Origin of the sequence: Paenibacillus sp. GYB004 (assembly GCF_036577605.1) — a bacterium.
GTDB lineage: Bacteria > Bacillota > Bacilli > Paenibacillales > NBRC-103111 > Paenibacillus_AB > Paenibacillus_AB oceani.
In genome coordinates this window covers 1-19,813 of record NZ_JARBDB010000073.1, presented here as the reverse complement: position 1 = coordinate 19,813, position 19,813 = coordinate 1, and the positions used below count along the sequence as shown (strand labels likewise).

The following is a 19,813-nucleotide window of genomic DNA, read 5'->3' as shown; positions in this document are numbered from 1 at the left end:
TCTTGTCGAGTCGCGTTTTGTACCCGGTATTTTGCCCAAATCCCGCTTGGATGGAGAAACAAGGGCGGTTTGGAGCTGCTATTTTCCACGAAAAGGTACATACCTTATCCGTTAGTTGAAATAAAAGGTACAAACCGCCTCTATTCGCCTTAATCCTCCGATTATGCCGAAAATAGAGGCTGCCAGAGAACCTTATTACGTTTGTCCGCCCAGTTGGCTACGAAACCACAAATAGCCCAGGCAAACGTAACTGTTCACCTGGGCTTCTTTTTTTGTTCGTCTATTGAGATTTACGCGAATACGCGGTTCTTACACAGTCAGCTGTTTATTAAACAACCGGATCAGCCCTTCCTCGTCGACCAATCGCGAGAAATATTGCCCCAGGCATCCGCCCAATACTTGAATTTCGTCGAATGACAGCTTCAGCCGATCCAGCGACGCATAATGGGGAATCAATTCCCTGTGCAGCTCCAGACGGGCCGGCTTGTTCGGCAATTCGGGCTGTTCCGACTCCGTTATCCATTTATTCGCAGGCAGACTGAACGACTGGCGGCGGATGAACGACTGGCTTTGCTCGGACAACAAATAATCCGCGAAGCAGCGGGCCTCCTCCTTCCGCGCAGACATCGTCCCTACGGCGATACCGGTCGCAAGCAGCAGCGTATCGCGGGTGCGCGACTTCGGAAGCTGAGCGATATCGAACGGGAAATCGGCGCCGATCAATTGATTCAACCGGTAATAGGTAGTCAGGATCACCGAAGCTTTCTGCTGCTTGAACAGCTTCTCGGCATCATGCTCCCCGAAGGACATCACAAGCGGGAACAAACCGTCCTCATGGATAAGCTCGCGGATGAACCGCAGCAAGCCCATCATCTCCGGATCGCCGATCGACAGCCGTCCGTTTCCGTCGCGAAGAAATTCCGCCCCGTTCTGCAGAAACAAAATCGGCCATCGGGTGTAGGAGGACAAGTGGAAAAACAGGCCGAACCGGTTGGCCGAGGAAACCTTGACCAGCGCCTCGCGCAAATCGTTCCAATCCCAGCTGCTGTCCGGCTCGAACAGGCGGCACTGGCGAAAATGCTCTTTATTGTAGCAGAGAATGACGGGTGAGAAAATAAACGGCCTGACCGCTACCTGATCGTCCCCGGTCGCAAATAATTCGTTCAAAAACGGATAAGTCTCTTGCGGCTTGGGATAAAGCTCGAGCGCATGCAGGTTGTCGTTCTCGCGAAAATGCAAATAATCGGTATGGTTCAGCGTAATGACGTCGACGATTCCGGATTGCAGCAGCTGATTGACGCTTTCCGCCTGGAAATAAGGCAGCTTCAGCGGCTCGATCCGGATATGCGGATGCTCCTCCTGGAACCGTTCGATCAGCTGCCCGATATTCGCTTCCTCGTATAGGGAAGGATATACGCCGAAACGGACGGCCGCTTGCTGCGGACGCGCCGCCACTTGCGTGCCGACGCGGGGGATTTTGTGAATGAGTCCGTCTTCCACCAGCTTCTCCAGTACGAGGCGTACGGAGTTTTTACTTAGCTGGAATTGATCCGCTAATGCTGTCTCCGCAGGTAAAAAGTCGCCGGGCTTGTAGACTCCCTTCAGGATGTTCTGACGGATGGATTGCATCAGGTCGTTCAATCGATTCTGAAACGTGTTGCGGTCAGGTTTGGCCATCAGTCTTGCTCCTATATGCTTGATTGGTTTTTGCAAAATATTCTCACCGATTCTGGTATGCATATAGTATACAAAATTGGCCGATCAATTGCTATATCGATCTATTATATAAACCAGATTCAATGGTTTGGGGGAACGCCGCTTGTCCGAAACCGAAAAAGACGCCTGACGGTCCAGCCGCCAGACGTCTTTGCTTCAGTGCAAATCGAGTAACGTATTGCCTGCGGGCGCGCTCAGCACAGCAGCGGTCTTCAGCAGGTTAGCTACGGTGTCGTCCGAATAACATTCGGAGAACAGCGTGTTCGTTCCCGGCTGAACGCTCCATATGAACGTATGGCTCGCCGTTGTCGTATCGGCGGCATTGTAGAACATACAGCCGCGGAATAAGGTAGCCGGTTTGATCGTCCCGTTCTCCTCGATGCGGATGGCGTAGTCGGATGCGGCGATATCTTTCTCGAAGCGGCAATTTACGAATTCGGTCATCATATCCCGGTTGGCCGCGTTACGGACGATCCCGATTTTCTGCGCACCGCTCAGAACCGCCTGCACCGAGTCGAAACGGATGCGTCCGGTTGTGCTCACTTCCATTCCCCCGGTTACCGAGCAGCGGGTCATATTCAAGTTGCCGGCAGTGGTAAGTTGTCCGATCGCTTGTTCGTTTCCGGTAAAGCGGCAGTTGTCGAAGCTCGCCTCTTGAAAATCTTTAAGCACGATAACGTGGAGTAAGCAATTCCGGATCTCGAGCGTTGGCGTTCCTTGAAGCGCTTTTACAATTAGGGCAATATCGGCGTCGACACAGGAGCAATCGTTCACGAACAATTGCAGCTTCGCGTTGTTGGATAAGACAATATCGCCGGAGGTCGCTGTTTTCGACGCCAGTAGTGCGGGATCGGCCGCGGAATGATCATAAAGACAATCGCTGATCCGGATCGTCGCCTTCTTGTCGTTGCCTGCGCACAACACGCCTACCGCATTTTGTCCGGAAGCGGTTACATCTAACCGGAAATAACATTGATTGAGCGTGACCGTATCGTTTGCATGATAAGCGTTAATCGCCATTCCGATCCGCGAACCGAATACGAAGCAGCCGGTGCAGGTTACCGAGAAACGGTCCCCCTTGCTGTCGCTTGCGATAATCCCGTACAGGCCGTTGCCGATTGCGACGCACGAATCCAGCACATACGGCGCCGTCGACGTATGGTACGGTCTGTTCACGCCGGGAGCGACTGTAAATCCGCAATGAGTGTTGTTCTCGGCTACGCACTGGGAGTAGGTGACGTTTTCCGAGTTTTCCGACCAGAAGCCCGCGTTAAATTCCGCGCCGCCGTAAAGTCTGGACTGGTCATGCCCGTCATAAGCATGGCATTGGGAGAAAGAAACGTTCCAGCTCCCTTGCTCGCAGACGAATCCGATTCGCGTGTAATCGTGCGCCGTGCACCGGTCGAACCGGACATGATCGCTTCCCGAAAGGTAGACGGCGTCGCCGTAATTGCCCCGCCCGCGCTTCATCAAGCAGTTCTCGACGATAACCCGGCTGCATCTCTCGATCCTCAGCGGCGACATGACACTGTTGCGAAACGTACAGTTGACGAGCCGGATATCGGTAGAGTTGTACAGGTAGCAGGCAAGACCGCCGATGAATGAATTGTAATTCGAGCTGTTCCAAACGGGCGGATCGGCGCTGACTCCTCCGTCAAACGTCATGCCTTCCAAGGAAAGTCCGGTTCTGCCCACCATCCTTACAAAATTATATTTGTTGGCGGTCGGTGTAACGTTCTCCACGACGGCCTTGCCGTGGGCATACCAGGAAGTCGTTATAAGCAGGCCGTAAGCTTTGTATGTACCTTCGGGGAAATACAATCGTTTGGATGCCGCCGCCGCCTCATTATCGGCCAGTTGGATCGAAGAGCTGTCGTCCGTCACGCCGTCTCCTTTCGCTCCGAACCATCGAACGTTATAGTAATCGGTTTCCATTATACGTTTAAATCTCATTCCTCCGACCGTAACGAGCAGCGTGCCTGTGTTATCGGAAGACGTCGTGTCCAGCGGATCGTAGATGAAGTGACCCTCTTGCCCCGGGTCCGTCACCCAGTAAACGAAATCCGTATGAGGCGAAGCATCGGCTCGCAGTTCCGCCATCGTAGTCGGAACGACATAGGATAATTCCAGCAGTTCCTTCAGCTTGTGTTTGTCCGGCGGCCCTCCGTATACGGATTGCTGCACCGAATTGCCAGGGGTCCCTTGACCGTATGCAGTTCCGGACAGTTGACCGGGCAACACGAATCCCGCCACCGCCGCCGCTCCCGTCAGCCCGATTGAGGCCAACGCTTGCCTCCGGTTGAGTCCGGTCCGTGCCGCCTCTGTCTTCGCGTTCTCCATCTTATCTTGCTCCCTCTCTCCGAATTCCCGATTCATCCATTTCGCCTCCCGCGTATTAGGCCGAATTCGCCTTGAATTTGTCCAGCGCCCGGTAATGGCCGGTTACTTCGCTCCCGTGTAAACCTTCATTATGTCATTCCTTTGCAGTTTCGCCGCCTCTGGGCACATAGCCAGATCAGTATGTGCCTACGGCCTTCGCATTTGATCGAGAGCACTCTTTCAGAACCAGCCCCTTGTAATCGCTTACATATTAATTGGAAAATCGGCCTGCTTTTCGCAGCATCCGTGTTGATTCGGCTGGTCCTTTCGCGAATCACCTCCATGACTGATCCCACTAGTGCCGCCACCGCATGGAAATCGATTTCTTAACAATTAATAAAGAATACGGTTTTCTTATTATTAATTGGCGTTATAACAGGATTGTACTACTATATATGGGCTTATTATATTATACGTATTCTTTAAATGTAAACAAAAAAATCCCCGGAACGTTAACCGGTTTTGGTGATAACCTTTTCAGTCGCGCTCCCTCCCTCCAAGCGAGCGATAAACAATATTCGGCTAACCGAAAACTGTACCATTACCGCTTGGAGCAGCCCGTTCCGAAGGAGTCCCCAGACAACAATCCATCCTTTTATCTAAGAGTTAAACTCTTCTATGAGAACTAGAACAACCCATTTATGCAAGCTGCCTCTCTTGCGGCGGAAGCTCCGGACAAACCGTGTCGCGTCTGCCCGGAATTCGGAGCCCTTTCCCAGGTTCAATCGAGCTCCGCGGGTTCAATCGGGTTCCGGCTTGTCCAGCTTGTATTTGGGCCGGTAGTAGCTGGGCGGCTGACCGGACCAGCGGCGAAACTGACGGGAGAAATGATTGAGACTCGCAAATCCGAGACGACTGGCAATTTCGCCGATCGACTCGTCCGTATTCATCAACAGCATTTTGGCGGTGTTCATCTTCTGTCTGCTGACGTATTGCCGGGGAGAGATGCCATGCACTTTCGTGAAAATCTTCGTGAACTGCGTGCGGCTCAAGCCCAGCCGTTCGGCCAGTTCTGTAATCGTCACGTCGGTGTACACCTGCTCGTCGAGCATACGCCCGATCGCATGGGCCGTATCGACTTCCGCCGCCGAGCTGTATGTGCCCGAAGCCGATTCGCTGCCGGACGGCGCAGTTGGCTGCTGAGCGACGATCTCCGCTATCGCGAGCGTCACATAAGCTTGCAGCGCAAGCCTGCCGTGAAGCGGCAATTGCTCCAGCCAGAACCGCTTTCGCTGCTGCACGGATTCCAGGTGCATCACAAACTCGGGCACATGAACGCGCAGCAGCGCCTCGAGACGATGGCCCAGTTGTTCCAGAAACGGAGAAGTTCGCTCTGACGCCTCGCCGAAAGAAACATGCTTGTACGGCGCAGCATGCAGCAGCTCGCGCAGCCCGTGATCGTCGATATCGAAGTGGGCGTGAAAGAAAAAGTAAGTTTCCCCGCCGCCGTTCCACAGCCGGTGCTTAACGCGCGATTTGATGACCAGCCAATCTCCGGGACGCAGCACCAGCAGCTGTCCTTCCAGCTCCAGACGGATTTCGCCCGACCGACAATGGAGCAGTTCGCAATACGGATGGTAATGCTTCTCGAACGACCAGCCCGGCGGCCTGCTCCCGAAAATGCTGTTGAATACTTGAATCGTGTTAATCGTTTGCATAAAGGCTACGTCGATCGTCATACCCTCGCCTCCCGCTCCTTGTTCCCCATATCAGCATAGCATAACCCCGGCACAAATGGTGTAGAAGTGGAGCGTTTCTCCAGATTGTAACCGCATTCAGAACTGACGTATGATAACGGGGAAAGGAAACCGCAACATCGCATCCAAGCGGAATAACCAATCGAAAGGGGTGAATGAAACTGGGTGGCTTTGAGAACATAATGCACAATAGGCGGACGGCCGGAAAAAGGATCGCCCTCCTGCTGACGCTGCTGCTGGCCTTCGGCGTTTTGCTTCCATCCGGTATGAAATCGTATGCGGATTCGGCTCCGATCCTGCCGAACGGCGGATTCGAATCGGGGCTGACGGGCTGGAAGCTTGCTTACGGCTCCGGTCCCTATATAAAAGCCACAAATCAACAGGCGTATGCCGGCTCGTACAGTCTCCGGGTTGAGGATACGTCGGCAACGGATTCCCGCGGCGTCGAAAGCGAGAAATTTCCCGTCGTTGCCGGCGGGCAATACGAAGCGTCCGTCCGGATGCAGGTCGCCAGCGGAGCCGGTCTCCTTTATCTTCGTTTTTATGACGCCGCCAATGTTCTGATCGACTACAAGTCGGCGGGAACCTCGGCGACGGCGGGACAATGGAAGGAAGTGAAGCTGTCGATGGCCGCCCCTCCCGGAGCCGTAACCGCCGCAGTTGCCCTCCATGCAACGAAGACGAACACCGGTGTCTCCTATTACGATGAAGTAAACGTCAAGGAACGGGTTATCCTTCGCGGAACCGTTACCGATGCGGTCTACGCTTCTCTCGTGTCCTGGGCCGACATTTATTTGTACGCAGCGGAAGATACCGGCTATATCGCCCCGCTCGACAAAGCTTTGTCGAATAAGGACGGCCTCTATTCGCTTCCGCTCGGCGTTACACAGGGCAGTTATGTGATTCGGGCGGCGAAGGACGGATATTTACGCAGTGTGCAGGAAGTGGACGTCGGAGATGGAAGCGGCAGCAGCGTAGCTTTATTGATGACTCCGGACAGCGCGGCGGCGCGGTATCCGGTTAGTGGCCGCGTCCAGATTCCCGGCTCGGGCGGGGCGATAGCAGGCGCGAATGTGTTTTTGCATGACGACGACGATCAGGCTTTTACGTCGCCTCTTGGTACAGCAACATCGGGTGCTGACGGGACATTTATGATCGATACGCCCGTCGCCTGCGGCACCTATGTGGCCCGTGCCGTTCAACCCGGCTTCTACACAACGACAGTTCCCGTAACGGTTCGCGATGCCGCAAACAGCGGCGTGCTTTTTCAGATGCTGCCGCAGGCAAATGTAACGACAGCCTCTATGCCGACTCCGCCGCCGGTACATCCGCGGCTGTATGCAACGCCCGGTTTCATTCCACAGTTGCAGGCGAGGCTGGGGCATCCCGTTCTGGAGCCGATCTGGGATCAGCTGAAACAGCTCAGTGATATTCCCGTCTACTCCGGAAAAAGCAGCGGCAGCACGCTCGCTATCGATCGGTACGCCTTCCCGGAGCCGGAGGAAGCGCGATTTGTCAAAATCGTTGGACGCGGTAACTCGGTTAATGACTGGAACTCGATTACGGAAACCGAGCTGTTTACGCGCAATTCCCAACAAAACTTGCAGAAGCTGGCCGTAAGCGACGTTTCCTGGAGCAGCCAGGACGGCGTCTACAGCGGAGACAATACGATCGATGGCGATACGGGAGCCTCCTCTCGCTGGTCCGCGCAAGGGCTCGAAGAATGGATTCAATACGAACTAAGCGTAACCGAGCAGGTGTATGAAATCGGCGTAGCCTGGCATTCCGGCAATACGCGGAAGTCCTACTTCGATGTCTATGTTTCCGGCGACGGCGCGGAATGGACATGGGTCGATCTCGGACTGGGCAACGCACCCGGGCAGCTGGAGCCGCCTGCTGCGGGCAAATCCAACTATTCCGCAGCGATCAAAAACGCCATCGAATATAACGCGATGAAATATTTGCTGGAGGGCGACGCGAGCAGCGGACGGCTCGCAATTGAAGCGGTCCTCCGTTTTATGGGCACTGTCGTATTTGCCGGTGCGGATACGTTCCGGCCGATGGGCGATACGATGCATGCCGCGGCTCTCACGTACGACTGGTGCTTCCCCCTCCTGACCAGTGCCGAAAAAACGGAGTTTATCGCCAAGCTCAAACAGCTCGCCGGCCAAATGGAGATGGGGTATCCTCCCATCGGCGGAGGACCGATAAGCGGACATGCCGGGGAAAACATGCTGATGCGCGATTTGCTGTCGGCGGGTATCGCCATCTACGACGAAGACCCCGAAATGTACAACGTTACGGCCCAGCGCTTCTTTAACGAATACGTCCCGGCGCGCAATTTCTGGTATTTGTCGGGCATGCACCATCAGGGCGATTCGTACGGCGTCGGCGTCCGTTATTTGGGCGAGATGTGGGCGCAATGGATCTTCGCGCGCATGGGCTACGAAGACGTATTCATACCGGAGCAGGGAGATGTGCTGTACCGCGCACTGTACATGCGCAGACCCGACGGGCAATGGCTGCGCGACGGAGACAGCTTCACGCCAAGCGCCAATCCGCCGGGAACGTACTGGAAATACCCGTCGACCTTGCTGCTCGCGACGTCGTATTACAAAGACCCGTATTTGCAGGATGAATTTCAGCGGCAGTATACGCTTGGTTTGAATCCGCTGGCAGAGCTGCTGTTTCTCGACCCGGATCTCATTCCCCAGCCCGTAAGCAAGCTTCCGCTCACCCGGTATTTCGGCTTTCCTTATGGAAGCATGGTGGCGAGAACCGGCTGGAGCAGCGATACGCCGGCAGCGAGAGCCTCGGATGTCGTCGCCGAGATGAAGGTCGGCATTTACCAGTACGGCAACCACCAGCATCTCGATATGGGCAGCTTCCAGTTGTACTACAAGGGCGCTCTCGCGATTGACTCCGGCATGTATGCGGGGAAAAACGGAGGCTACGGAAGCGAGCACGACATTCATTATTACAAGCGGACGATCGCCCACAATTCGATGCTCGTCTACGATCCGACAGAACGGTTCTACAGCGGCTGGCGCAATGACGGCGGGCAGCGCAAGCTGGCGAATGTCCGTTACCTTGACGATCTGCTCGGCAAAAACTATTACAACGGACTCGTGCTCGGGCATCAGATCGGCCCTGATCCGTTCGCGCCGGACCCGGATTTCAGCTATATCAAAGGGGATCTGACGGCTGCATATTCGGGCAAGGTCAAACAGTTTCAGCGGTCCTTCCTGTTTTTGAATTTAAAAAATGCGCAGCGGCCCGCTGCCATGATCGTGTTCGACAAGGTCGTTTCCTCCGATCCGAACTTTCGCAAATATTGGCTGCTGCACAGCATGGAGGAACCGCAAATCAGCGGCAATACGACGACGATCGTGCGCACCGAGGACGGCTATGGCGGCAAACTGGTGAACGAAACGCTTCTACCGGCATCCGGCAACGCGCGGTTTGAAAAAGTAGGCGGTCCCGGCCATGAATTCGATGTGTTCGGCGTCAACATCCCGCAAGTTCCGGTTAACCCGCCGGGTCAGCACACGATCGAGGCAGGTACGTGGCGTGTGCAGCTGTCACCGGAAACGCCGGCCGAGACGGATCATTTCCTGAATGTCATGCAAGTGCTGGACAATGACAATTCGCCGCCGCTTGCGGTCGCTGCGGTCGATTCCGAGCGGATGGTCGGCGCCGCTATTGGCGATTACGTCGTTTTGTTCGGCAAATCCGGCGCCAAAGAAAGCGGAACGGTAACTTTTTCGACATATGGCTCTCAGGAGGAGCTGAAGTATGTGATAACCGATCTCGCTCCGGGTTATTGGCACATTGCCGAAACCGGCGGAGCGCAGCGGGACGACATCGAAGTGAGCGAAGAAGGCGGCGTGCTGTTTTTCACAGGCGCTCCCGGTACTTACACCTTGACGTATATCGGAACCGAACCGCACTACGACCGAAAGCAAAAAGAAGGAGTTTTCGCATATGAGACAAAGCAAACGGTTAGCCTCAAGTCTGATCATCCTTAGCCTGGCGCTCGGCGCCTGTAGCAGCGGGAAGCCGAACGAGCCCGGCAGCAGCCCCGGACCGGTTGAAACTGCCGCAGATATCGAGAAAAAACCGGCTAAGCTTACCTTTATGCAGGCCAACTTGTCGGAGGAGCTGTTTAATCAGCGGTACGGCGATCAGATCCGCAAACGATTTCCCCATTATACGATTGAGTATTTGCTTACGACGAACGCCAATTACGCCGATACGATCGCATCCGCGTCTTCGATCGACGTGGTAATTGCCTCCGCGCAGGGTATGTACGCGAACTTGCAGGCCTTCAAGCTGGAGAGCGATATTCGCGACTTGATCGGCACCTACAAGTTCGACATGTCGCGATTCCCGGCATCCACTCTGGCCGCACAGAGCCCGTCCGGAGACGGAGCGATTTACGGCTTTCCGCTGAACGTCGGCGCGATGGTATTTTTGTACAACAAAGATTTGTTCGACAAATTTGGCGTGCCGTATCCGAAGGACAACATGACCTGGGATCAGTTGTACGAGCTGGCGCGCGTCATGACCCGCAAAGAAGGCGAACGGCAGTATCAGGGCTTGAGCATGGCCTTTGAGCATGTGGCCGGATGGAATCAGAAGTCGGCGCCCTACTTCGATTTGCAAACCGGGAAGTCGCGGTTGTACCAGGATGACGTCAAAGACGTGTTTCTAAACGCGGCGAGATTTTGGCAGATTAGCGGCAACGAGCCGCCCGGGAATAAATATTCGCTCAACCCGATCCGGAACTGGTTCCTGAAAGACCAGACGACAGCGATGTATATCGATGCGGACGGCTTGATCCGCTTGACTGCAGATGCTCTAACGAACTGGGATATTGCCAAAATGCCCGTATTTCCGGGAAAAGAGGATGTGGGGCCGGCGCCGAATACGAACTACGCCTTTATCGCCCAGACGAGCAAAAACCGCGATGCGGCCTTCCAGGTTCTCTCCTATCTGGCTTCCGAGGAATACCAGCAATGGGCGGCGGAGCATCTGGGACTGCTGCCGGCATTAAACAACGCGGAGAAGCTGATCGAATCGTTCGGCAAAAACATTCCCAACTTCGCCAACAAAAATGTCAAAGCGCTGCTGTTCCCGAAATCGGCTGCCATTCAAAACACGCACCGGTTTTATGGAATCGCCGCCTCGGAGATGTCGAATGCGCTCAATGAGTATTTGGCCGGCAAAGATGTGAATTCGGCGCTTAGAGAAGCGTCCGAGAGGGCTGACAAGCGGGTGGCCGAGGCGCAAAGCGGAGCGAAATAATCGCCTGCCGCCCTATTCGCCTCATATCATGACATGAACGGACTCCACAAAGGGAAATGATTTAGAGACGTCCTCATTTTCAAATGAAAGGACCTCAAATTCCACGGTAAAGTGGAAGCTGAGGTCCTTTCTTAAGGAAATGCACGAATCCGTCAGTCCGGCAATTGAAGTTCATACCGGTTGATCACGCTTTCGATGCTGTGCAGATCGGCGCGGTACGGCGCGTGCACGACAATGCTGGATTCGGCGGCATCCAGATACGCATGATGGTTGGAATAGTCGACATCGTACCGCGCTGCCTCGATCTCCCGCTGGGCGGTATGCCAGGAGCGCCTCGAATCGATGACCGTGACGCTGTCCCTGACGATGCTCAGCGTGTCCTTGTTCAGCTCCGCGATGCATAACGGATAACGCGGCATATTGCCGTTCGGATTGCCGTCCGTAATAATGCCGACGAAATAGATCCGGCCTTGCTTGTCCTGTACGAGATCGGGGCTCGAGGAGGAGGAATACATCGGCTCCCCGTCTTCATAAGTCAGTCGGACCGGCCGGCTCCATGTCCGCCCCTGATCGCGGGAGACGCTCATAAATTTCGTCCCGGGTATGTCGGGCCGCTTCATATTGCTGCCGCGCAGCACCATGATTAACGTCCCGTCGTCCAGCTCTTGAATGACGGGTTCGTATACGCCCCGGGTGGACTCCTCGGGGGTCACCTCCGCATACGTGTCGCACGCTTCCCAGTCGTATTGCAGCTTCTCCTCGTTCCAACTGCCGAGTAAACAGCCGGATTTGAAAAAGCCCATTCCCGTCGGATTATAGATGTCCCCGTCAGCCCCGGCGATTTGCACTTGTATGCCAACGCCCAGCTTGCCCTTGTTGGGGCCGTCGCCGCGAATTTTGTGCATCTTGAACAAGGAAGTCACCATGTTCACACCGTAGGTAATGCCGGGAAACATCCGGTCGCGGTCATAGCCCTCTTTGTTCTGGTGCATATAGATGGCATCCGTCCAAGTAGCTCCGTTGTCGAAGGACAAGCAATAATACATCCGTCTTTTTCTGAATAAGGAGTGTATCTCCCCGTTCTCCCACAGCATCTCCGTGACGATCCGGATCAACGCCCTGCTGTCCTCGTCATACAAGCAGTCTCCGGCTATTTTGCGCATCATATCGCGGCCGTGACCTACCCGATAAGGCAAGTCGAACACGTTAACCTCCCGCCACGTCTTGCCGTTATCCCGGGATACCCGGTACAGGACGCCCTCGCCGCTGTCGGATTTGCCGAATAGATTGACGAACTGCAGCAAGTTCCCGTACCCGGGACGGGACGGGTTACCGGCGTAGACGGTAACGGCGTTGAGCAAAGCATAGCCGGGACGCGCGATCGCATTTTCGTGAACGGCAATCCCGGATATGCGGCTCTCCATTCGTTCAGCCATGGGGCACACCTTCTTTCGTAAATCGGATCATACTGCTTCATCCTTCCTGGAGACAGCGCAAAGCAAACGCTGCCCGCCACTTGGTGCAACTGAGTTTGGAAACGATTGTTTCGTCAATGAAAGCATGCAATGAAATGATGTGTCTTATTACGTTACAACGTTTCTCCAACCGTCAATTCGAGTATATATTTAGCCGATCGCGGCTGTCAATCTTTCTCTGTGCGCGCTTAATCGCAAAATAAGAGCCCCCGGCATCCTCTATTTTTGGCATATCGGGATGATAGAAACGAATATAGGCGGCTTGCACCCTTTATTTTAACCATCTGGTCGGACAGCACCCCATTAGCCGAATTTATGCAGCCCCAAACCGCTCCTATTTCCCCATCCAGGCGGATTTTGGACAAAATAAAGCTATGAATCGCTTTGATCCGGTTCCTCTTCTCTAAAACAAAAAGAACCTCCGATCGAGAGGTTCTTAATTATCGCGATTCTGCACCCTGTACCATGTCGTCCCTCGACAAAAAAGCAGTCAACCCGGCATCCCGTGGAAAGTAACGTATTAAGCCGAGCGTCCCTCTTTGCCGGCATCCGCTGCCGAGTCCGCATGACCCTCGCGGTTAATTTGAACAAACAGCATTTTATCGGTGTTCAAGTAGGTTTCGGCAAAGTTCAGCACGTCGTCTGCCTGAACCGCGCGAATCCGGGTAACAAAACTGTCCGGATCAACTTCTTCCTGATACAGATGCTTGGACGCCAGCCGCGCGTTTATGGCTTCCGGGTAGTCCTCCGCGATCAGGTAACGTCCCGTGATCGATTTTTTGGCCCGGGACAACTCGTCATCCTGCAACGGCTCCACTTTCAGGCGGTTCAATTCCTCCAAAATGATACTGCGCGCCTCAGCGGTACGTTGCGGGTTCGTACCTACATATCCGGTAATAAATCCTTCGCTGATCCTCGGACTTAAACTTGCGCCTACATCATAGGCAAGTCCCCGATCGCCACGGATTCGTTTACGCAATCTCGAAGCGCTGCCTCCGCCCAGCACATGCAAGGCGATAAAACCTGCGTATTTGTCCTCGGATTCGATGTCCGGTCCGTACATTCCCCAATGAAGCTGCGTCTGTCGAATATCCTTTGCGATGTAAATGGTCCGGCCGTCAAGCGGACAGAGTCTAAGCTTCTCCAAGATAACTGGCGGAATCGGTTCGGATGGTTTTGGAATCGACAGCGATTCCAATACTTGCACTAACGCGCTATGATCAATATGGCCTGTAACAACAAGCGCGATATTGTCCGGCTGATAAAATTGATGGTGAAAACGCAGCAAGTCGCTGCGGGTAATCGAGGATACGGTGGCTTCCGTCCCTAACCGGCTGGCCCGTTCCGGATGCATGCCGCTAAGCATCCGCAGCAATTCTCTTTTGCCATATTCCCGGGGATAATCTTCCGCGCGTTTGATTTCTTCAATAACTACGTTCTTCTCCTTGGCGATCTCATCTTCCGGAAAAGTAGAGCGAAACACCATATCGGTCAGCAACTCAACCCCCTGCTTCCACTCATCGTATGGCGTATAGATAAAATACTTCGTACGATCGTTGCCAGTAGCGGCGTTCCGGCGTCCGCCGCATTCCTCCACCAGCTCATTCATTCGTTCCTTCGTGCGCGTCGTCGTTCCTTTGAACATCATATGCTCCAGAAAGTGGGCGATTCCGTACGGATAACCGGTCTCATAGTGCCCGCCGGCCTTCACCCAGTAACATATTAATGTAGATACAGCCTTCTCGTTATGGTCGGTAATGACGGTTAACCCGTTGCTCAACACGGTCTTTTCCAAACTCATCCCTCCAGCACAGGTATTGGAATTCCTTGGAATACAATCAAATCTACCCGATACGTTGACAAAAGTACAGTCTGTTTTCCCTATCCATTATATGGTATAATATAGGCATAGAAACAAAGAAAAGAAAAGCGTACCGCTGGCTCATTACCGGCAGGCGCTTTTCTTTTTTGTTTAACCATGCTCTTGTACAATCTGCATGAACAACGTTTCACTCCGGTCCGTTAAGCCTTGACCAGCTTCATCTGAACGATGCCGTAACGCGGCATGCAATGTTCCACCTCCTTCTCCATGCCTGCGGCCACCAGCTTCAGCGTGTTCGCCTCATCCAGCGCATAACGCTCGACGACCCACGACCCCTCAGCCAGTCCGTCGAAGACGAGCCGTACTTGCTGCTCCCGCTCGCTGAAATTGCTCACCAGCACGGTTGCCTTCGTACCGCACGGGCTTATAGCCGCACAAGCGTACAAATCGCTGCGGCCGTGCTCCCACCCGACCGATACGCGCTCCCCCGTTTCGTGCAGGTCGCGAATGGCGCGAAACGCATAAAACGTTTTTTGCCGCACTCCGTAATAATTGAACAGTCCGCAAAAAATCGAGCTAGGCTGACCATCGTAGTAATTGGCGACGTCAACGTCGGCGTCCTGCAGCGCGATCAGCGTGGCGGCGGCGAACGAAGCGCCCTCCGCGGTTTTGGCCCGCTCCAAGATGTCCTGCTTGACGTATTCGTCCGTCCACATCGTCTTCCATGTCGCGCCGGGCGGGAAACGCATGTAGTTCCATTCATTCAAATGGCTCTCCGCCTCCGTAAACCCGTACTCGTCCAGCATCGCGCGCACCCGCTTGCCCATGGACAACGGCTTCAACGGACTGTCCGGATAGGTGTGCCACGACAAGAAATCGAGCGGCAGCGCGTGTGTCCGGCAATAGTCGAGAAAACCATACGTCAGCTCGTTGAACACGCCGCCTCCGCAAGCGTATCCGCCGATTTTCAGATCCGGTTCCAAGGCGCGAAGCGCAGTCGAAGCGGCCCGGTACAGCTCGTAGAACTGTTCCGGCGTGCCCGGCCACATTTTCGGATTCTCCACCTCGTTCCATATTTCCCAATACCGAATGCCATGGCGAAACCCGTTCGCCCAGCCGTTATTGTAATGGTTGACGATACCGCAGCAAATCGCAGCCCATTTCTCGTTGTCCTCCGGCGGGTAGCAGTACCACCGCCTGAAATGCTCGATGCTTTCGCCAAGCCGGTATACGATGTTCGCTCCGGTTGCGACGATCGACTGGATATAATGATCGGTTCGCTCGAACCGGTAGCTGGCCGGGTCCGCAGGGTCGGCGGAAAAGTCCGGAAAAATCGTATGAATGTCCACCTCCAGCGGGTGCGGCCAGTTCGGATCGTGAATTCGCACCCACGGTACGGCCAGTTCCTTGTACGAGTGGGTGACGTCGATCACGTTGCCGTAACAAAGCGGACCGTTGTTCACGCCCTGCAGCGCCTTGACGGTTCCGATTCTCCTGGCAAAATCGATAGGGATTACAGGATCGGTCATTTCGTCTGGTCCTCCCATAAAGCGCGAATGACCGCTATCGTCGTCTCGGCCAACTGTTGCCCGCCTTCCGGTCCGACCGGGTTGCTGGCCGGCACCGAGCCGTAGCCTCCGCCGGCGACCGAACGCGGACTCGGCACATAAGTGCCTTCTCCCGCCAGCTGCACCAGGAACGTCTGCACGGCTGGACTTCTGACCTGGATTTGCAAGCCGAAATCGGTATACAGCTCGAACGGATTCGTCGCCAATACGACCTCGCCCAATCGGATCACGTGCAGCTCTGCCGGCACGCTCCGCTCTCCGCCCAACTGCCGCTTCCGGCGCTCCAGCACGCCTTGGTGCCAGTGCATCCGTCCGTACGCTTCCGTGGCCGCGCGATACCAGTGGGGCTTGTGGCGCAGTTCCGGCTGCGCTGCAAGCTTGCCCATCTCTCTTTCATACGTCTCCCGCCATCGCGCCGCTTCTCCCGCCGCCTCGTCACCGTTTCCCTCGGTGAGCAGACTTGCCGCCAGCGCCTCCTGCACTACCCGGTGACGGAGCACCAGGTTCGTCTGCGCCGCAGGTCGGATCACCTTGACGACGTCTGCGACCGTCTCGGCGATTCGCCAAGCGATCTCCTCGCGTTCCGTGCGGCCGCGCAGCTCCCGCATTCGCCGCTCGGCTTCCCTCCCGTACAACGGATGCGGCGATTGGTCGCCCGCCGCGCTGCACTGCGGCAGCACCGCAATATGTTCGCCGAGCCGCCGGCGCAGTTCCCGGCGCGTCTCATGCCAGAAATCGGCGCTGATTTCGTAGCCTTGCTCGCCGACTTGCGACGGACAGGCCACATTAACGACCACCCCGCTCAGTTCGCCTTGCGCATCGTATACAGCCAGAACTTGCACCGCATCGTCCTCGTAGCCTTCGATGTGACGGAACGAGTCGGATACCGCAGGCTGCAAGCCGTACATCGTCGAATGTCCGCGCTCGTTGACCCAGCGGCGGTTTCTGCCGACGGCCGCCCGTCCGGTGCCGAAGGCGATCGCTCCTTCCGCGCGCGACGTCCACGCCCGGACAACAGCGCTCGCAATTCGTTCCGCCGCATAGGCGATGTAGGCTTCGGTCGACATCGCCTTCAGCCCCAAAGCGCTTGCTCCGCCGCCGACATGAGCCGACTGCCGCGAATCCGGACGCGTCTCCGGCGCCGTATGGGTATGCGTCGCATGCAGCACCACATGCAACGGATTAGGGCCCCCAGCCATCGGTACTAGCCTGCCGCGCACTTCATCACGCAGCGCGTCGGACACCAGGATCAGATCGCATGCGACAAATACGGCGTGATCTTCCCCGGTATCGATCGCCCACACAGTCGCCTGGAGCGGGTCCGCCACTCCTTCGGACAGCCGGGCGTGGAACTGTCCGGCCAGCATCACCGGCTCCTGCGGAGTAAGGTCCGCCTCCGCCCAGCCGGTGCGGACCGGCCGGCTCCCTTCCGCTTCCTTATCCGCATGAAGAGCGGATGAGCCCGCCGTCATCGCACTGCCGGCCGGCTCCATACCGTTTCCCCCAAGTTGCTCCGTTCGTGTGCTCATCATAATTCCTCCTTGTGGAACGAAATTGGCGCTGCGGCCCTCGCTGCCGCCGCCGCCCCGGCACGCTTATCCAAAAACAAGATGCATCAAATATTCCTCTTGCGTCTGTACGAATCCGGCCTCTATTAGCGCCTCCACGAGTTCGCTGTTGCTCGCCCGTACATAGTGGACGCCGCGCGATACGCAAGACACGCCAGGCTTCATCAGCTCGGCCAGCATATAGCGGATCACTGCCCCCGTATCGTCACGGTCCGGGTCCGCTTCGCAGTGACATAGCCGAATGGCGGACTGCCCGCTCTTGCCGTTATACTCCTCGTGAAACAAGGCGTAACCGGCCGCCCTACCGGACCGGTCGAACGCGATCAGCGACTGCCCTCCGTCCATGCTGAACCATTCCGTCGTCCACGAGGAACGGCCGCCCACGTAGAACGGAAGCCGGCTTGCCAGCTCCGGCACCCCGCGGACGCTGTAGTAACCTCCGTCCCGCTCCCGTCGGAACGGTATATGCGCGAAATCCTCGTCTTGCCGCATATGGATCAGCCGGTCCGCCACCGCGAATCCTTGGCTGCGGTACGCCGCGACCGCTCTCTCGTTGTCCGTCCGAGCCTCGAGCGACAGCCGCTCGGCTCCGTTCGCTCTCATCCGGCGAATCGCCTCGGCCAGCAGCAGCTTGCTCAAGCCGCGGCCCCGGTACGCTACGGCTACGCCCGTCCCGCCGTTCCAGGCAAGCTTGCGGCCGAAGGCCTCCCGCCAGCCGATCATGACGAAACCTGCAGGCGCGCCGTCCTTATAAGCGGCCACCGACAGGTCGGGATGAATATGCAGCTTCCCCAACCGTACCGCCATCTGAAATTCCGTTCGCGTCATGTCCTGGATATATTGTTCGAATCCCGTATTCCATAATGCCGTTATATCCGTATTCGTACATTCGCCCAAGCTAATGATTCGGAACTGTTCCTGCAATTCCGTTCACCTCCTCCTGCTGCCGAAGCCGTACCACGATCGGCCAATCGGCGGATTTGTTGCGACGTTATCAGCTTACCTCGGACCGGAGCCGTACAGCGGCCATTTTTTCGGTTTTCAGGTCATTTTTTCCGAAAAAAACGTCTCGATACTCGGAGGAAGCAGCCGGATTCGTCAGCGGCATAACGGATAATCCGACCCTGTTCAACCCGACCGGGAACCGCTACAATGAGAACAAACCAGGCCTTGATCGGAGGAGCGCATATATGACGTTGTATCCGGAAACGAGAAGCCTTACTTTGTCTCATCCCGATGTTCCGATTCCCGAGCGGTTTCCGTTCCGGATCGGCATTCCCCGCATCCGCACCCATTTCCCGGCCCATCGTCACGAATATTTGGAAATCTCCTTTGTTATAGAAGGCGAGGGCTACCAGATCATCAACGGCATCCGCCATCCGCTGCAGCCGGGTACTTTCTTCTTCCTGCTGCCATACCAGGTGCACGAGATATTTATCACCTCCGAACAGCAGATGCGGCTGTACAACTGTATGTTTGATATGAACTTCTTATTTTTGTCCTTTCCGTTCGAGTCCGGCTTGGACCCTCTGCTGTACGATGAGTCGGAGCTGCCTCCCTCGGTTGTTCCGCAAGGGACCGAATCGGATGCATTCCAAACGTTGTTTGCCGATATGCTGGCCGAATACGAAGGGAACCGCCCCTGGCGTACTCAGTACATCCAATTGAAGCTGTTAGAGGTGCTTATCCGCTTTGATCGGCTCCGCCGGGCGACCGGCACGTCAGCCCCCGCACCGGGAAGCGCCCGTACCCGTTCGATCTGGCACATCGTCCGCGACGTCCATTCCCGTTATCAGGAGCCGCTCAGCTTGTCCGGATTAGCCGTACAATACGGCATGAGTCCGTCGCATCTGTCCGAACGTTTCAAGTTGTATACGGGAGTCAACTTCGTTCATTTTTTGCAGGATGTCCGCATCCGTCACGCCTGCGGCTTGCTTGTCTCCTCCGAGATGAGCGAGGTCGAAATCGCTGCCGAAGCCGGTTTCGGGTCGTTTCGTACGTTCTCGCGTATTTTTCGCGAGTTGCGCGGCATGACTCCGGGCGAATACCGTCGTTCCGGAGGATGAAGGCTGGCTGCCTAGAACCAGCAACTCTCCCAGCGTGTTTGTGCCGGCAGCCGCAATACGTGTTGCATCTTTAGGATGCCTCTTTCCTCCTCCCACTATAAAGTAATGTTTTCTCCTGTTTTCTCGCTCATTCTTAGTTTTTCAACTTTGACAACCTATGTCCGCTGGAGGAAGATTGAAAGAGATGTAAATATTTCTGCATGGGCTGTGGCGGG

11 protein-coding genes are annotated in these 19,813 nt (G+C 55.7%); 3 read left to right on the top strand and 8 right to left on the bottom strand.

Going from position 1 to position 19,813, the window contains the following annotated elements:
* Nucleotides 1-309: 309 nt before the first annotated feature.
* The 3 genes from PV433_RS33225 to PV433_RS33215 form a co-directional block, all read right to left on the bottom strand.
* Complete coding sequence (locus tag PV433_RS33225) at nucleotides 310-1,677, bottom strand: extracellular solute-binding protein (protein ID WP_332076235.1); 1,368 nt, start codon at nucleotides 1,675-1,677, stop codon at nucleotides 310-312.
* Between the two features lie 195 nt (nucleotides 1,678-1,872).
* Nucleotides 1,873-4,092, bottom strand: coding sequence for a right-handed parallel beta-helix repeat-containing protein (locus PV433_RS33220; protein ID WP_332076234.1), 2,220 nt, complete (start codon nucleotides 4,090-4,092; stop codon nucleotides 1,873-1,875).
* Between the two features lie 743 nt (nucleotides 4,093-4,835).
* Nucleotides 4,836-5,774, bottom strand: a complete 939-nt coding sequence (locus PV433_RS33215) for an AraC family transcriptional regulator (RefSeq protein ID WP_332076233.1) — start codon at nucleotides 5,772-5,774, stop codon at nucleotides 4,836-4,838.
* Nucleotides 5,775-5,974: 200 nt separating this feature from the next.
* On the opposite strand from PV433_RS33215, the gene hepB reads away from it, so the two are divergent.
* On the top strand, nucleotides 5,975-9,820 hold the full coding sequence (gene hepB / locus PV433_RS33210) for a heparin/heparin-sulfate lyase HepB (protein ID WP_332076232.1): 3,846 nt from the start codon (nucleotides 5,975-5,977) through the stop codon (nucleotides 9,818-9,820).
* A complete protein-coding gene (locus PV433_RS33205; RefSeq protein WP_332076231.1) occupies nucleotides 9,777-11,099 on the top strand; it encodes an ABC transporter substrate-binding protein in 1,323 nt (440 codons plus the stop codon). Before hepB ends, PV433_RS33205 begins: the two co-directional genes overlap by 44 nt.
* A 152-nt stretch (nucleotides 11,100-11,251) precedes the next feature.
* Here the strand turns inward: PV433_RS33205 and PV433_RS33200 are convergent, their stop codons facing one another.
* The 5 genes from PV433_RS33200 to PV433_RS33180 all read right to left on the bottom strand — a co-directional run bounded on the left by PV433_RS33200 (nucleotide 11,252) and on the right by PV433_RS33180 (nucleotide 18,456).
* Nucleotides 11,252-12,535, bottom strand: a complete 1,284-nt coding sequence (locus tag PV433_RS33200) for a sialidase family protein (RefSeq protein ID WP_332076230.1) — start codon at nucleotides 12,533-12,535, stop codon at nucleotides 11,252-11,254.
* Nucleotides 12,536-13,094: 559 nt separating this feature from the next.
* Nucleotides 13,095-14,369, bottom strand: a complete 1,275-nt coding sequence (locus PV433_RS33195; protein WP_332076229.1) for a M16 family metallopeptidase — start codon at nucleotides 14,367-14,369, stop codon at nucleotides 13,095-13,097.
* A gap of 227 nt (nucleotides 14,370-14,596) precedes the next feature.
* The gene (locus tag PV433_RS33190) at nucleotides 14,597-15,925 is read right to left on the bottom strand and encodes a GH39 family glycosyl hydrolase (protein ID WP_332076228.1); all 1,329 of its coding nucleotides are present in this window, start codon (nucleotides 15,923-15,925) and stop codon (nucleotides 14,597-14,599) included.
* On the bottom strand, nucleotides 15,922-17,493 hold the full coding sequence (locus tag PV433_RS33185) for a hypothetical protein (RefSeq protein WP_332076227.1): 1,572 nt from the start codon (nucleotides 17,491-17,493) through the stop codon (nucleotides 15,922-15,924). The genes PV433_RS33190 and PV433_RS33185 overlap by 4 nt, the downstream gene beginning before the upstream one ends.
* A gap of 66 nt (nucleotides 17,494-17,559) precedes the next feature.
* The gene (locus PV433_RS33180; protein ID WP_332076226.1) at nucleotides 17,560-18,456 is read right to left on the bottom strand and encodes a GNAT family N-acetyltransferase; all 897 of its coding nucleotides are present in this window, start codon (nucleotides 18,454-18,456) and stop codon (nucleotides 17,560-17,562) included.
* 266 nt (nucleotides 18,457-18,722) lie between these two features.
* Between PV433_RS33180 and PV433_RS33175 the strand changes: the two genes are divergently transcribed.
* Nucleotides 18,723-19,598, top strand: coding sequence for an AraC family transcriptional regulator (locus PV433_RS33175; RefSeq protein ID WP_332076225.1), 876 nt, complete (start codon nucleotides 18,723-18,725; stop codon nucleotides 19,596-19,598).
* Nucleotides 19,599-19,813: the final 215 nt, after the last annotated feature.